The sequence below is a fragment of the Spirulina sp. 06S082 genome (genome assembly GCF_034932145.1).
GTDB lineage: Bacteria > Cyanobacteriota > Cyanobacteriia > Cyanobacteriales > Spirulinaceae > CCY15215.
Genome location: NZ_JAYGHV010000300.1, coordinates 1 through 15,728, shown reverse-complemented (window position 1 = coordinate 15,728; position 15,728 = coordinate 1). Strand labels below are relative to the sequence as shown.

The 15,728-nt window shown below is 41.5% G+C and carries 15 protein-coding genes, 2 tRNA genes and 1 pseudogene; 8 read left to right on the top strand and 10 right to left on the bottom strand.

The features are described from left to right. Together VB714_RS19080 and VB714_RS19075 are read left to right on the top strand one after the other, a co-directional pair. Positions 1-1,980: diguanylate cyclase (locus tag VB714_RS19080; RefSeq protein WP_323226248.1), on the top strand; the 1,980-nt coding region annotated here is incomplete at its 5' end. Between the two features lie 36 nt (positions 1,981-2,016). Continuing rightward, positions 2,017-3,012, top strand: a complete 996-nt coding sequence (locus tag VB714_RS19075) for a nucleoside hydrolase (protein WP_323226247.1) — start codon at positions 2,017-2,019, stop codon at positions 3,010-3,012. A gap of 25 nt (positions 3,013-3,037) precedes the next feature. Here VB714_RS19075 and glpD read toward each other — a convergent pair whose 3' ends face one another. After that, on the bottom strand, positions 3,038-4,711 hold the full coding sequence (gene glpD, locus VB714_RS19070) for a glycerol-3-phosphate dehydrogenase (RefSeq protein ID WP_323226246.1): 1,674 nt from the start codon (positions 4,709-4,711) through the stop codon (positions 3,038-3,040). Between the two features lie 147 nt (positions 4,712-4,858). Here glpD and VB714_RS19065 point away from each other — a divergent pair. Further along, positions 4,859-4,929 (top strand) — tRNA-Gly (locus tag VB714_RS19065). A 223-nt stretch (positions 4,930-5,152) separates the two neighbouring features. Here the strand turns inward: VB714_RS19065 and VB714_RS19060 are convergent. From VB714_RS19060 to hisF, 3 genes are all read right to left on the bottom strand, one after another. Further along, positions 5,153-5,225: transfer RNA gene (locus tag VB714_RS19060), tRNA-Ala, on the bottom strand. Between the two features lie 102 nt (positions 5,226-5,327). Then, positions 5,328-5,519: a hypothetical protein gene (locus tag VB714_RS19055; RefSeq protein WP_323226245.1), complete on the bottom strand. Its 192-nt coding sequence runs from the start codon at positions 5,517-5,519 to the stop codon at positions 5,328-5,330. A gap of 85 nt (positions 5,520-5,604) precedes the next feature. Further along, positions 5,605-6,375 (bottom strand): imidazole glycerol phosphate synthase subunit HisF, encoded by a 771-nt coding sequence (gene hisF / locus VB714_RS19050; protein ID WP_323226244.1) that lies wholly within the window; start codon positions 6,373-6,375, stop codon positions 5,605-5,607. 103 nt (positions 6,376-6,478) lie between these two features. Here hisF and ruvB point away from each other — a divergent pair, with 103 nt between their 5' ends. After that, entirely contained in the window at positions 6,479-7,567 is a 1,089-nt protein-coding gene (ruvB, locus tag VB714_RS19045; RefSeq protein ID WP_323226243.1) for a Holliday junction branch migration DNA helicase RuvB, read from the top strand. A gap of 90 nt (positions 7,568-7,657) precedes the next feature. Here ruvB and VB714_RS19040 read toward each other — a convergent pair whose 3' ends face one another. After that, positions 7,658-9,358 carry a cytochrome c biogenesis protein ResB gene (locus VB714_RS19040; protein WP_323226242.1) on the bottom strand — a complete coding sequence of 567 codons (1,701 nt, stop codon included), beginning with the start codon at positions 9,356-9,358 and terminating at the stop codon, positions 7,658-7,660. A 332-nt stretch (positions 9,359-9,690) separates the two neighbouring features. Between VB714_RS19040 and VB714_RS19035 the strand changes: the two genes are divergently transcribed. After that, entirely contained in the window at positions 9,691-10,386 is a 696-nt protein-coding gene (locus VB714_RS19035; RefSeq protein WP_323226241.1) for a PHP domain-containing protein, read from the top strand. Here VB714_RS19035 and VB714_RS19030 read toward each other — a convergent pair. After that, a complete protein-coding gene (locus VB714_RS19030; protein ID WP_323226240.1) occupies positions 10,375-11,730 on the bottom strand; it encodes an ATP-binding protein in 1,356 nt (451 codons plus the stop codon). The two genes, VB714_RS19035 and VB714_RS19030, sit on opposite strands and share 12 nt — an antisense overlap. Before the next feature lie 225 nt (positions 11,731-11,955). Between VB714_RS19030 and VB714_RS19025 the strand changes: the two genes are divergently transcribed. From VB714_RS19025 to VB714_RS19015, 3 genes are read left to right on the top strand one after another with little or no spacing between them, the layout of a single operon-like run. Beyond that, a complete protein-coding gene (locus VB714_RS19025) occupies positions 11,956-12,528 on the top strand; it encodes a hypothetical protein (RefSeq protein ID WP_323226239.1) in 573 nt (190 codons plus the stop codon). After that, on the top strand, positions 12,521-13,384 hold the full coding sequence (locus tag VB714_RS19020) for an AAA family ATPase (protein WP_323226238.1): 864 nt from the start codon (positions 12,521-12,523) through the stop codon (positions 13,382-13,384). Before VB714_RS19025 ends, VB714_RS19020 begins: the two co-directional genes overlap by 8 nt. Then, complete coding sequence (locus VB714_RS19015; RefSeq protein ID WP_323226237.1) at positions 13,385-13,924, top strand: hypothetical protein; 540 nt, start codon at positions 13,385-13,387, stop codon at positions 13,922-13,924. 69 nt (positions 13,925-13,993) lie between these two features. Here VB714_RS19015 and VB714_RS19010 read toward each other — a convergent pair whose 3' ends face one another. The 4 genes and pseudogenes from VB714_RS19010 to VB714_RS27530 form a co-directional block, all read right to left on the bottom strand. Beyond that, positions 13,994-14,368: a hypothetical protein gene (locus VB714_RS19010; RefSeq protein WP_323226236.1), complete on the bottom strand. Its 375-nt coding sequence runs from the start codon at positions 14,366-14,368 to the stop codon at positions 13,994-13,996. Further along, the gene (locus VB714_RS19005) at positions 14,368-14,685 is read right to left on the bottom strand and encodes a hypothetical protein (protein WP_323226235.1); all 318 of its coding nucleotides are present in this window, start codon (positions 14,683-14,685) and stop codon (positions 14,368-14,370) included. Before VB714_RS19005 ends, VB714_RS19010 begins: the two co-directional genes overlap by 1 nt. 188 nt (positions 14,686-14,873) lie before the next feature. Then, positions 14,874-15,128 (bottom strand): DUF433 domain-containing protein, encoded by a 255-nt coding sequence (locus VB714_RS19000; RefSeq protein WP_204101802.1) that lies wholly within the window; start codon positions 15,126-15,128, stop codon positions 14,874-14,876. A gap of 326 nt (positions 15,129-15,454) precedes the next feature. Beyond that, positions 15,455-15,728, bottom strand: a pseudogene (locus VB714_RS27530) (DUF433 domain-containing protein); the annotation flags it as partial.

The following is a 15,728-nucleotide window of genomic DNA, read 5'->3' as shown; positions in this document are numbered from 1 at the left end:
AAGCGCTATACCCTCATCGTTCGCGATATTAGCGAACGCAAACAAGCAGAAGATGCGTTAAAACGTCTCAATGAAGAATTAGAATTGCGAGTAGAAGAACGCACAACTCAGTTAATGAGTTTGAATGAAGAACTCCTCCACGAAATGGCGGAACGGAATCATGCGGAAGAGTCGATGCAAGAATTAGATAAGCGTTTCCGCACACTCTTCGATCGCTCTGGGGTAGGTATTATTCAAACCAACAAATCCGGACAATTCTTAAAAGTGAATCCCAAATTTAGCCAATTATTGGGTTATAGCGAAGGGGAATTACAGGAGAAAACGTTCCAAGAGTTGACCCATGCAGAGGATTTAGGGAATGCGATCGCCCAATTCCGCCAACTGGTAGAAGGAGATTTATCTCATATTTCCGTGGAACAGCGCTATCTCAATAAAGAAGGGGCAGAAATTTGGGTGAATTTAAGCGGGTCTGTGGTTCGCAACCCCATGGGAGATGTAGAATATTTCCTCGGAGTCGTAGAAGATGTCGGCGATCGCGTCGCGGCAAAATCTGCTCTCATGGCGACGGAATCGACCCTGAATAGCTTCTATAACAGTACCTCAATGATGATGGGCATTATCGAGCTTATCGACAACGATATGCGCCATATTTCCGATAATGCAGTAACGACAGAATTTTTCCGCCTTTCTCCCATCACCATGCACAACCAATTGGCGAGTGATATGGGAGTACCCGAAGATATTCGCCGCTACTGGATCGATCATTGCCACGAAAGTCGCCAAATTGGTAAGCCGATCCAGTTTGAATATGCTTACGAAATGGATGTAGATGAGGGGGAAACAGATATTCGCTGGCTGTCAGCTACGGTGTGTCCGATTCCAGGACAACAGCGCTTTTCCTATATGGTAGAAGATGTAACAGAACGACGACAGCAAGCCGAATCCCTGCGCCGCACCAATGAAGAATTAGAAGATTCTACCCTAGAATTGGATGCCCGTCGCCAAGGCATGGAAAGATTGGGGGAACTGGCGGATTTTCTGCAAGCCAGCTTAACAACAGAAGAGGCTTACAATGTTATTGCAGAACTGATGGCTCCTTTATTCCCCACTTGTTCCGGTGGCGTTTTTGTTTTGAATGAGGGGGGAAATTTAGTAGAGGCGATCGCCTCTTGGGGAAATAATTTTAACAGCGAAACAATATTTTCTCCCGAGGATAGTTGGGCTTTACGACGGGGAAAAGTTCACTGGGTGGATGAGTCCCATCCTCGCCTTCTCAGTAAGCACGTTCATAGCGATCCTATGCCCGCAGAGACGTTAAGTGTTCCTCTCATTGCTCAAGGACAAACTTTGGGGTTACTGTATCTTACCTCTCCAGAGCGGGGCATTCTCTCCCCAGGGCGGCAGCAATTCGCGCAAACCGTGGCGGAACAATTGGGAGTTTCTTTGCTGAATATTAAGCTGCGATCGAATTTGCAGATCGATAGCGTTCGAGATGCGTTGACAGAACTGCACAATCGTCGTTATTTGGAAGAGGCACTAGAACGAGAAGTGTACAGTGCAGCGCGACAAAATCGGGCGATCGGGGTGATTCTTCTCGATATCGACCATTTCCGCAATTTTAACAATACTTTTGGCCACGAAGCCGGGGATTTGGTCTTAAAAACTTTGGGAGGCTTCCTGCGACGCAGCTTACAAAAAGCCGATCTCGCCGCACGATATGGCGGAGAAGAATTAATGTTAGTTTTGCCCGATAGTTCTTGGGAGGAAACTAAAGTGCGCGCAGAACAATTGCGAGAAGGAGTAAAACATCTCAATTTTGAATACTCCAATCAACAGTGCGATCGCATTTCCGTTTCTATCGGTATGGCAATTTTCCCGCAAAATGGCATGACTCGCGAGGCATTACTACATAGTGCAGAGATGGCGCTAAGTCGCGCTAAAGTGGAGGGACGCGATCGCGTTTGCACTCCGGAAGGATAAAATGCGATCGGGATAAATTCTTGGTTATTAATTCTCATGACTGGCGATCGCAACCCCATCAAAATCATTCTTGATACCGACCCCGGTGGTGACGATATTTTTGCTTTATTTTGGATTCAAAGTTTAGTCAAGCAAGGATTCGCCGAATTAGTGGCTATCACTACCGCAGAAGGCAATGTTCCCGCTAAATATACCTTTAATGCTGCTTGTCAGATTCTCGAACTGGGGGATTTAGAGAATATTCCTGTCGGTCGAGGTGTTGATGTTCCTCACAAAAGATTTAATGATGCTTCTCACATTCACGGACCCGACGGTATGGGCAACTTATCACGAACTTTACCAGAAGTCCGTCAAAGTTTTACCGATGCGCCCCTCTCTGACGATTTGATCATTGAAAAACTGCAAGAACAACCCGGAGGCATTACCATTATTGCGATCGCCCCTCTCAATAATCTTGCTGCAGCAGAAGCAAAAAGCCCTGGAATCCTCACATTAGCTCGAGAAATTATCATTATGGGAGGAGCATTTCACATCCCAGGAAATGTTACTCCGTATGCTGAGTTTAACATGGCGTTTAACCCTCAAGCGGCCAAACGGGTTTTTAACTCGCGTAATGATTTAGTAATTTTTCCCCTTGATGTCACACAAAAATTAGTTTTGACACGAAACATGATGGAACAGATCGTGCGGGTTAACCCTCAAGGACAACTAACCCAATTTATGCAAGAACTGGCAGATTTTTTAACTCAAACCTCCTTACAACATCGAGAAACAAAAGGAGAATATGGGTTTTTAGTTCACGATGCCCTAACTTTAGCTTATTTATTTTATCCCGAAACATTACAATTTAGCCGCACCAGAGTAAGCATTGAAACCAAAGGAGAATTTACAACAGGTCAAACCTTGATGGATATACGTCATTCTCTCAAAGAAATTGCAAATGCTTGGGTTGCAGTTGATGTTGACGTACCGGGTTTCTTTACCTGCTTTTTAGAAGATTTAAAAACCTTAGTCGGTATTACTATCGACTAAAGTTTTTAATGGTTTTAGGCTTATTTTAAACAATTTTGCCTTCTTTTTTAGATTTGAGAACGTAATCAGGAATACAATTACCCTGTATATAATTGTAGTAATCAGTAACAGCGCGATCGCATCGTTCTTGACTCCAGCTACAATATTGAGAGAGAACTTCAGTTACCGTAGACAGTGCATTTAACCCATAATTTTCCTGTAAGGCGATCGTTGTGCGACGACGCAGAATATCAACTGCTGTTTCTGCCATTTCTACTTGTGCGGCATAGACAATTTGAGCCTTAATATCGGGAAGATTGGGAGAAATGCGATCGGCAAGTTCCGGCATTTCTCGAGTTAAAGCTAACACCTCTTTACCTTTTGAACCGTAAAGACTAAAAAGATGATAAATCGTGGCAGAAGAAATGCGATCGCCGTATTCCTCTAAAGTTTTTTGAATGCAAGGATCTGTGGGAAGAATACAGCCAGGAAGAGGCATTGTAAGGGTGGGACAGGGAGGAATACTTGCCCCCATTTTCTTAAATGCTGCATCTACCATTTCTTCCCCGACATGGCGATAAGTCGTTAACTTGCCACCGATCAGAGAAATCATATTCTTAACCCCTTCTTTTTGGTGATCGTACAAGATATGTTTGCGAGTTAATTCTCCAGGCTTTTTCCCTTCCTGATAGGGGAGGGGACGCACCCCCGAATAAGTGAAAATAACATCCTTGCGGGTTAAATTTGCAGTGGTAATAATATTGTTCGTTTCAGTTAACAAATAATCGACTTCGGCATCATTGGCTTTAACGCGATCTAAATCCCCAGTAAACGGTAAATCTGTCGTACCAATTAAGACCATATCTAACCAAGGGATGATAAAGAAGGGACGGCCATCACTTTTAGCTTCGACATATAAACAGGTATCAACAGCCCCTGGAAAACGATGGACAAGAATATGACTGCCTTTTGTCCCACCCATTTTGCGTTTTTTGGCGATCGCCTCATTGCTACCGCGTTGGCAGATGCGATCGACCCAAGGACCCGTCGTGTTGATAATTACAGCATTTTTCTGCCCCGATACCGTAAACTCTTCCCCCGAGAGAGTATCCTTACAATGGAGTTGCGAAATGCGATCGCCTTCCTGCCTCAGTTCCATCACTTCAACATAATTTAACACCGTTGCCCCTGCTTCCTTAGCTGAGAGAACATTTTCCCAGCACAAACGTTCTGCTCGTGTCGCTTGTCCATCATAATATTGAGCGCCTCCCTTAAGTCCTTCCGGATCGAGAGAGCGAAAAACCTGTTTGAATTCTGCTTGGGGAAGCATTCGATGGGGAGGGACGGTTTTATCGTAGCTCAGAAAATCGTAGAGGTACATCCCCGCCCAGATTTTCCAATAAGGGCGCGATCGCTTCGCATAGATGGGAACCGTGAGGAGTAAAGGTTTAACTAAATGAGGAGCAGTTCTCAGCAGAATTTCTCGCTCGCGCAAAGATTCTCTCACTAAAGGAACTTCAAAATATTCCAAATAGCGTAAGCCGCCATGAATTAAGCGACTCGACCAACTGGACGTTCCGCTCGCAAAATCACCTTTTTCGATTAAGATGGTTTTTAAGCCCCGTAAAGCGGCATCTCTCGCCACTCCTGCGCCGTTTACGCCCCCTCCGATCGCGATTAAATCGTAAGTTTCTTGTTGAATATTGTGGAAATTCCGCACGATTGGCTCCTGTCACTTTATGGGAAACGTCAGACGCATCCCGATTCCATCATAACCACTCTTTTGAACCAAAAAATCTTGAGAAAATCAGAAAATTTTTTCTCCATTCGCGATGAATGTGTTATTATAGGAAAAGCGCAATTTTTTGCGGGTGTGGTTTAATGGTAAAACCTTTGCCTTCCAAGCAAAAGACACGGGTTCGATTCCCGTCACCCGCTTTTTGGATAATCTGTTACAAAACAACCCTTTCAGAATTTACTCGTTATTTAACTTTCTTCGTCTTACTCATTCCTTACTCATTTCTAACAGATATTTATATATAAAGGGTTCGAGTTAACACCCCCCATTTTTAGATTTTTTGGCATGGAATTGGGATGAAGTGTAGAGAACTCTGGTTCATTGTTCATCCCAAAAATGCTGAAAGTATTGCCGATAAAGGTATGGAGCTATGCGGATTCGAACCGCAGACCCCCTCAATGCCATTGAGGTGCTCTACCAACTGAGCTATAACCCCTAGAGCTTCATTTAAAGCGCGTTTCCCATTATTTCATAAAAAACAAATCTTGTCAACCCTTTTGCTAAAAATTAATATTTACTTTAATATTAGAGCGATCGCCTATCCCATCTGAGCCAAAGAACTCATACAGTGGTTCATCAAGAAGTAAACCACCATTAAAGCCCCAGCAGACACGGAAACGAGAAGCCCTGCCAATAGTAGAGAAAACTCTTGCTGCTGAAAGGATTCCTGCATCAAATGTAGCGACCATGCCACCAAAGCGATATCAAATATTAAAATAGGAATAAGCATAATCTTAAATTTTGTAAACTTTTCTCTATTCTAATACACAATTTTCTCAGATACGCAGGAAAAATCGCCAAAAATGTAAGGAATATTACGGATTGCGGACGGGAAGGTGCTGTTGTTGTAAATATTCTTTAATCTCCGCGATCGTCAATTGCCCGTAATGCAGCAGGGAAGCCAATAGCGCTGCTTCTGCTTTCCCCTCACTAAAGGCTTCATAAATATCGCGAACCGTCCCCGCACCCCCAGAAGCAATGACCGGAATTTCCACAGCATCGGCGATCGCGCGGGTGAGAGCTAAATCATACCCTGCTTGAGTCCCATCGGCATCCATACTGGTCACTAATAACTCTCCTGCACCCCGTTGTACGACTTCCTTTGCCCATTTAATCGCATCGAGTCCCGTATTTTCTCGACCCCCCCGCACGTAAACCTCCCAACCCAGGTCAGGAGAATCCTTTTTGCGTCTAGCATCGATCGCCACAACAATGCACTGATTGCCAAAGCGATCGCTGGCTGCATTAATAAAATCTGGATTCTTTACGGCCGCGGAATTAATGCTGATTTTATCGGCACCGGCTCTTAATAATTGTTTAATATTTTCTAAAGAATGAATACCACCACCAACGGTTAAAGGAATGAACACCTGTTCTGCCGTGCGATAAACAACATCCAAAATAATCCCCCGCTCTTCGTGGGTGGCGGTAATATCGAGAAAGACTAACTCATCGGCTCCTGCTTCATTGTAGGCGCGTGCCAATGCGACGGGATCTCCTGCATCTTGCAGATCGACAAAATTAACCCCCTTAACGACCCGCCCAGCTTTAACATCTAAACAAGGTAAAATTCTTTTCGCAAGCATTTTTTCAGTTATCAATTATCAATTATTCACAGGTCAATGAAGTAGAGCGAATCGCATTGGCTCTCCCTCAACCCCAGTTATTAGTTAAGCACTTACAGGCATCATGGCGATTAAACGATCCGAAAACTCGCAAAATCCGCAACCGGACCCCAAAAAACGCAAAAAGCGACGCAAGAAGACAGAAAACGCCGATCTTGAGGAAAGTTTGCTTGTAGCTACGGCGGGGGTTGAAGAAACACCTAATACTGAGGATAGCATTCGTCCTCGCTCCCTTCAGGATTATATCGGCCAAAAAGACCTTAAAGATGTTTTGCAAATTTCTATTCAAGCAGCAAAATCCCGAGGAGAGACTCTCGATCATATTCTCCTTTACGGTCCTCCTGGTTTGGGAAAAACAACGATGTCTTTAATTTTGGCATCGGAAATGGGGGTTAATTGCAAAATTACTGCTGCTCCAGCTTTAGAGCGTCCCCGAGATATTACCGGATTATTGGTGAATCTCAAACCTGGAGATGTTCTTTTTATTGATGAAATTCACCGTCTTAACCGGGTGACGGAAGAGTTGCTTTATCCTGCAATGGAGGATAGTCGTTTGGATGTCACTATCGGTAAAGGACAAACTGCACGCACCCGCAGCATTCCTCTACCTCAATTTACTCTGATTGGGGCGACGACGAATGTAGGTTCTTTAACTTCTCCTTTACGCGATCGCTTTGGTCTCATTCAGCGACTGCGTTTTTATGAAATAGATGAACTCACGGAAATTGTTCGACGCACTGCCAATTTATTACAAATGTCCCTGATCTTGGAAGGTGCGGAGGAAATCGCGAGGCGATCGCGCGGAACCCCCCGCATTGCCAATCGCCTCTTGCGTCGCGTGCGAGATTATGCTCACGTACAGGGAAAATCGGAAATCGATCGCGACTTAGCTGCCGAGGCAATGGAGCGCTACAATGTCGATCCACGGGGTTTAGATTGGACCGATCGCCTCGTCTTAAGTGCCATTATCGAACAATTTCGCGGTGGTCCTGTGGGCCTAGAAGCGGTGGCCTCGGCGACGGGAGAAGATGCTAAAACTATTGAAGAAGTTTACGAACCCTATCTCTTGCAAATTGGCTTTATCAATCGCACGTCGCGGGGAAGAATTGCTACGGAAGAGGCATATAAACATTTGGGATTTTCCTTCGGATGAGGGGGTTTGGAGAAAATTTGGAGAAAGGGTTTGGAGACCTCGGATGAAGAAGGGTTTGGAGACCAAACCCCTACGCGTGTTCCAAATTTTTTAGGGTTTGGAGACCAAACCCCTACCGTAAAACATAATAAATATCCCCAAAACAACTAACCCAGAACCGCTCCAAGTCAGTCCCGTAACCCAAGCTGGTTCTCGCTTTACTTGTAAGGTAGACTGTTTTAAATCTCCTGGATTCCATGAGGCTTGAGCAATCTTCCAACCTTGATACCAAGTTGGGTGATTCATCCATACTTTGCGCTCTTCAATGTTATCTTGATGAGGGTCTTCAATGGCAATTTTGCTCGTCCACATTGCCACAGATTCCGATCCCTCATTGCGATCGACAATAAAATCTTCTAATTTAACAGCAAAAGGTAACTGTAATAATTTGGGACTAAATGCAGCAAATATTTCCTGATTAGGATCGTCGATCGCCGTAGGTTCCCCCCAAGATAACCAGGCTTTTGTTCCCGATCGCGTTTCCACTAATAAGGCTGGATTTCCCGCAGTATTAGGGTCAGAAATGGGAATCGTTTCTCGCTCTAATTGAGCCTTGGGAATATATGTTTCTAAAGTAATCTTAAAATCCGCCCAACCTGGAGTAATAGACTGCCCGATCGCCAGTTCTCCTGATTTAAACTCGCGAGAAGATTTTGCTGCATAATATAATTTTCCTTCCTTGTCAAGAATTACTCGAAAATAATCTTCAGATTGTTGCGGAGGTAGAGAATAATTAAGATTAATTCCTGTTAAAGATTCCCCAGAAATAAGGGAACGAACCGGGGGGAAATCGCGACCGAATACAAACCATTGTTCGACTCCGCGATCGCTGCTAATTTCTAACTGTAGGGCAGGATTATTGAGAGCATCTGAAACACTGGAGGGCTGCTTGTTTTTGTTCAATTTAAAATCTGGAAAAAATTCGACTAAGCGGACTCGTAAATTGTCGTCAATTCCTACTTCTCGCTGTAAATAAGAGTCCACATCCAGAGAAATTTCCCTCGCATTAGCAACAATTTGCACTGTCCCTAAAGGATTATTATTTTCTGCGATCGGCGTGTTTAATAATGCTTCTAACTCTGCTGAATTTCCCGATCGCATAATCTCTAAATCTGCGGGTCCCAAGGAGATTTTACGGTAAGGAAGAGGCGCGATCGCTAACCAACGTTCTAAAGTTTGTCCCATGCGATCGCTATGCAAACTCAAACGCACGGCTGGATTTTCGACGCTTCCTCCTTCACGAAAACTTACAGTTTTGATAGCATTTTCGCTATAACCTAATAAGGAAAGACCCGCGAAAGATTGAGGCGAAACGGAGCCATCTGCTTTGACAAAAATTCCAGTTTGTTGTACCTCTCCCTCCCGATTCGCAACCTCGAGTAAATCTCCCTCAACCCGAACTTGATTATTAGCGTCTAAATCTGTTCGTAAAAGTAACATTCCCTCAGCACCCAAATGAATCACCGCCGCCGAACCTGCAATAATAACAATCAAACCGAGATGAGTGAGGGCAAAACCAATTTTACGCGCCCCTCGCCAGGGATAGCGACTCAAAGCCGAAACTCCCAAATTCAGTGCTAATAAGAACATTAAACCCCCAAACCAGGGACTTTTATAGATTTCCTGCTGTACCGTCGCTGAACCTACTTGAGACTCGTAAAACGTCGCCCCAATTAGGATAATGGCGATCGCACTCAATAAAGGAATAGCAAATTGAATCGAACCGAGAAAACGAGAAAGGCGATTGTGCATAGTGGTAGTTAGCAAGTTATTATCTAGACGGCAAAAAAACTTCAAAGTCTTACGGTAATTGGCACTTTAAGAATTTTTGTGTAGTTAATGTTGCAAAAAGAGAAAATGTATGAGATTCTTACATCAATATAATCAGTTTTAATCATACATGGGCGCGATCGCCTATCCTGGCTCGCGTTGCTTTAATAAATCAGAATAGTAAACTCCCAGAGGTGTGTAATCGCACAACCTCTATTTTTCAATTTTGTTAAGCTAGAGAAGTGTTAAGAATTTTATCTATATTTTGACAAACACGATTTTTTCGGAATCGTTAATCGTATTCTCTGAAACCCATGATGGCAACTAAAATAGCTTCGGCATTCGTCAAGCAAAACCCCCAAGATGAGCGATCGCTCAAAGAAGTTTGGACAAATATCCAACCAGATAGCTGTCCTACCCACTACAATTTCCATCTCCATACTGTTTTCTCGGACGGACAGTTACAGCCGCAAGAAGTTATAGAACAAGTAGTTGCCATTGGTTTGCAAGGTTTGGCAATCACCGATCATCATACCGTTGATGGCTTTCGCATCGCGCAACAATATTTGGCAGAAATGGACTCATCGGCAAAAATTCCCCAATTGTGGACGGGAGTTGAGATTACCTCATTGTTACTCACCGTAGATGTCCATATTCTCGGTTATGCCTTCGATCCCAGTTGTCCGGCCTTGCTGCCTTATTTAACCGGATCTGCGCCCAAAGGTAAAGCCGCACAAGCCGATCGCGTCATCGATGCCATTCATCAAGCGGGAGGATTGGCTGTTTTAGCGCATCCCGAACGATATCGCCGTTCTGCCAATAAATTAGTCCCCACAGCAGTAAAATTAGGTATAGATGGCGTTGAAACCTACTACGCTTATCGTCACGTCGATCCCTGGCAGCCTTCCTCTAAACAAACTCAGCAAGTTAAACAATTAAGCGATCGCTACGGTTTATTCAACACTTGCGGCACAGATACCCACGGCAAAGATTTACTTTTACGACGTTAGTTTAACGGTGCTTAAATATGCTCTGATAATCTTTGCAATAGAAAAACTTATAGTTTGTTCTTCTGTGACGGTTTGTAGCCAAAGTCTTCGTTTTAAAGATTGGATTGCGTTTAAGATATGAGACGGAGAGTGCGATCGCCTTTGCAAAAGTGTTTCTAAAGAGATGGGTTGGGGATAAGCTGCGATCGCCTGGAGTAATTCTTGTTCTAGGTCAGATAAGCGTTGAAATTGGCGATCGTATTGTTCTTGTAGAGGATCGATTAACAATATTTCGTGTTCGAGAAATTGGCGAACATTACCTTGAAAAAAGTCTCGGATGAGTCGAGAAACCCATTGTAACCAAAGAGGGTGGTTTTGGTAGCGATCGCAGAGTTTTTCCCAGCATTCATCATCAGAAAGTCCTTCAGCTTGTAAAATCTGTGCTGCTGCATTTCCTAACCCTTTTAATTCTAAAATATGGGTTCTATTTTGTTGTCTGTCCCACTCTACAAATTCCCTCGGTTTTTCATCGCCAATGAGAAGAATATGGCTTTTTCCTATCATTTGTTGCAAAAGTGTCCAAAAGGTGCGATAATTTTCTAGATTGGGCTTATAGTGTCCAGAAAGAGTTTGCGGGGCAAAAAGGGCTTGTAAATCGTCGAGGATGATGAAGGTGCGATCGCGTTGCAAGCATTCTCTCAGTTTTTGGTATTGCGTTTCGATGTCTTGGGGAATGTCCTCGGAGTCAGTGAGAAATTGCAAGAGATGGGTTAATGTGGCGGTTAAAGGGGGAGAAAATTGCAGACTGTAATAGATAATGCGATCAAATTCAGGTTTAATCGTTTCGATAAGTTTGACTGCGAGGGTTGTTTTGCCCATTCCGGAAAGTCCTAGGAGTGCGACGAGGTGAGTGCGATCGTTAATAATCCAGTTTTCAAGGGTTTCAAGTTCTTCTGTTCGTCCATAAAAACGGGTAATTTCTGGTGCTGTTCCTAAATCAATTTGGGGTTGTTTAGTTCTGTCTTGTGCTGGTTTGGGGTTTTTAGAAGTATCAGGACAGAAATTAACATCTCCAATATGTACAATACCTTTACCAAAATGCGAAACATTAGAATAGTGCAATCTCTCCATTGTCGATCTAACATTAGACTTTCTTATATTCTCTCCTAACGCTTCCGATAAAATTTTCCACAACTGAGAAGCAACATCTCTCACATGACCTTCAGTAACACTGCGGTTTTGCGCGATTCTAGCGTACTTCTTACCCTGAAAGACTTCTCGCAAGATATCTTGTTGCAGATCGTCTAAATGCTCTCCAGTATGTGTAAAAACCAAATCGTCAGCCCATTCCACAATATTGTTCATTCTCATAACTTGAGACACTTAAGTTTTTCTTATGACAATCCGACATCTTCTAATTATATCCGACTTTAATTGCGAACTACCAACTTTTTCCGACTGTTAATCGAGAAAAATAACCTATATTTTCCGATGGTTAATATAAATTATCTAAGACATAATCTTAGATATAAATAAAATATTTCAACAAACTGGACTCAATAATTGAAGAGTATCAAGGAGGATTTTGCTATGGAGTTTATAACTTCATTTATATTTCATGTAGCAAGAACTGTGGTTGCCAATGTTCTTACAGAGTTGATTCGAGGAAGGAAAAGAGAAGTAGAAGTCAAACATGATGAAATTAGAGAGATAATAAATGATGAGTTAAAAAAACAGAATCATCAGAATAGTCTTAAAAAAGACAAGACAAAGGATATTGTCAAGGATGTAATACATGAAATTGAAATATTATCCGATCGCCATCCTTCTCTAAAAGTTCGGCAAAAAGATAAGAGCATAAGTGATTTGTTTTCCCTAGAAAAACCAATACCAAAAACATTATTTTCATTTGGGCAAAAAAAGAATAAAGAAAAGAATAAAGAATTGATAGCTCGGCTAGATCAGCTAGATAAAATTGTAGATCAAAGAAAGGAGGAACATAGATTACGAGAAGAATCTGAAATTAGAGCAGAACAATCGACAGTTACAGAATGGAAAGATGTTGGTAAACCAGAAAAAAAAGGATATTGGGAACAGCAATTAGTCTACATGGAAGATAGAATCAATCGTCGTCATCATGGAGAGGTACTTAAAGATGAATAGTTCCATTTATATTCCCGAACGATTTAAAAGAGCAATTATTCTTCATATTGTTAAGAATCTAATGGAATCAAATCTCTATCATGGTTCTCTAATACTAGGGATTCATGGACCATCAGGATATGGAAAAACTTACCAGTGCGAGTGCGTACTAAAAGAGTTAGGAGCGGAGTTATTTTTAATATCCGGTGGTCAATTAGAAAGTGGTACTGCGGGAGAACCAGCCCAAATTGTTAGACAAGCATATATTAACGCTAGCCGTTGCATAGAACAAGGTAAATCTAAAGTTGCGGTTGTTTTAATTAATGATATAGATACTGGCCTAGGTAATTGGGGAGATAAGGTACAATATACCATTAATCGGCAAACTGTTTTTGGTGAACTTATGCACATTGTAGACTATCCCACGATGGTTGAAGGAAGATCAACTAGAAGAATTCCAATTATAATCACTGGTAATGATTTTACAAAACTCTATGAACCTCTTGTTCGTCCAGGACGAATGACTGCCTTTGAATGGGACCCTACAAATGATGAAAAAACAAAAATTTTACACGGCATATATCCAGAGCTTCAAATACATGAATGTGAAAAATTAATCGATGAATTAAATAAAGAGATATCTTGTGAAAACTTCAACTTTTTATCGATTGCATTTTTTTCATATTTGCGGTCTACATTAATTGATGGTTTGCTAACAAAATCAATTGAAGAAGTGGGAGTTACCCAAGCTATTGATCGGATCGGAGAGGGACGAGAACCAATCATTCATCTAACAATAAGACTTCAGGATATTGTTGAATCTGGCAAAAATCTTATTCACTCGGGAAAATTAGTTAATCATTTACGAGGTTTTTAAATGACTTTTACAAATACATATACCACTACTAGCAGCCGCCTTTCTTTATTAAGAATGCAAATCAGAATAGCATTGAGACAAACAACAGATATTTCTGAGTTCTCCTTGAAAAATACTATAGAAAAAGGAATAGAGAAGCAATGGATTGAGAAAGTTTATATTTATGCTTTTGACAATAACAACTTATGTCGGGGTGAATTGATTTTCAAGATTGATTGGAATTTGCATAATTCTTTTATATCTGATGGAAAAGCCACAATAGCTTTAGATCCTAGATATTGGATTGCTGATGATCTGTTAGCTATTGAAGTAGATGAAGCTGTAAAATTATTCAATGAATTTATCGATCAAAATAATCTTAATACAAAATGGCGTGCCTCTTATTTATCTTCAGTGGATAGAGATTATGCTAATAGTCAATTAGGACTGAAGCGAGGTGATCCAATTAAGTGGGCTGGAGAAAATTTAGCACAAAAAAATATTGAATTAGCAAAACTCCCAGAACTTAATATTGGTTTACGTTTATTTGATTTTGAGTAGATTTTGAGTAGATTTTTAGAAGATTTCTTACAGCGTTCTTAAAAAAAGACTTTGCGATCGCCTTTTTCTCTAACTTTTACTCTCTTCTAAAGTCAGAAATTGCGATCGCATATCCACAACCAGTCGCCGATTTGTTAACCACTGACGACCCAACAAAACTTCTGGAACACCTAAAGCGGCATGAATTAAAACTTCAAATTCTTGTTCGTCTAAATATACCTTCCCAAAATAAAGACTAAATTCAACTTCTTCCCCTTTGGCTAATTGCATATCTTGTGTCCCAATATAATGCAGATCTAATCCCTCTAAATCTTGAAGATCGAGAGCAAGCCATCCTGAAAACCCTGTATCCAACATCGCTTCAATAGCCAATCCTACACCATCTTTTGAAATTAACTCGACTTCAAACAGTAACTCATTATTGTCTCCAAATCGACCTTGCATTATTTTGCTCCAGAAACTCCTGTTTGATTAATTTGAAAAAGATAAAATGGCGAATTCGGATACTTTTTACGAGATAGCGCGATCGCATCCAATTCATTCTCAGCCAAACAATATTCTTGACTCTCCGGTTCAACTGCAATATACCAGTTATAGTGCGTTTCTATCAATTCGTTTTTAACTTGTTCAAAAATCGGTTTGCAGCGCTGATAAAAGGTTTCTCGTTTTATCTTCCATTCTGCTTTCTGTTCTTCTGACCATTGAATTGCAGGAAATATTCTCCCTTGACCCACTTTCCGCGATGTTTTAGTTTCTACCATTGTTAAATCTCCCAATTACCTCGAATTCATCCCATATATTAGCATAGCATTTTTACCGATCGGCGATAAAATATATTGCTCCATCTCTGCTTTTAAATCCTCCCAAGAAACTTCCAATTCATTCTAAAAATATATCCTTTTATTTTAGCAGATCAAAATCAATCCAACTAATAGAATTTGCGCTTCACTCATCCCCTGATGGCGATCGTTGACCACGGACGAATTTGCTCACTAGCTAAGAAGACTGCATATTTCAAACAGGCTTTAATATCTTCTGTTTCTAGATAAGGATAAGCCTCTATAATGTCCTCTATTGTCATCTCGTTAGCAACCAAACTCAAAACCAAAGAAACCGTTATTCGCATTCCTCGGATGCAGGCACGTCCTCCCATTATTTGAGGATCAAAAGTAATACGATTGTAGATTGTTCGTGTTTTGCTCATGGAAACTTCCTCATTTCTTTTTTATTGTATCGTTTTTTGGACATAACGCGATCGCATCTCTTCCATTCTTTACCAAAAAGCGATAACGAAAGAAATGCGATCGCCTATTTTCAGTTTATTTCTCTTCATCATAATCGAAATTAACTTGCCAAATTTCACCGCGTTTCGGTTGAAGAATCATATTCATAAAAGCGATCGCAATCTAAATTAGTCCATTCGCGCCATTGAGAATCTTCTTGATAATGAGGTTCTATTTTATCAGCTTGTTTTGCTAAAATGTGACGACGTTCCACAAGAGATAACTGTAAAAAAGATTGCCGATCGCTACTTTGTTTAACAATTTCTTCATTTTCTCGAATTGCCATTGCAATTTCTTCTGAATTTGCCTCAGCATACGTCCAAGCATTAACCAGATCGATCGCGCTTAAACTAGGAAAAGCCGCTAAAATTTGCGCTTCACTCATCCCCTGACGGCGATCGTTCACCAATGACCAAACCGGAATTCTCGTTTTGCCAATACAAGCATCTCCTCCGCAAACTCCCGGTGTTTTTTGAATCCCCGAAACAGATTGAGAAGCAAATAATCGTACTGCGCGATCG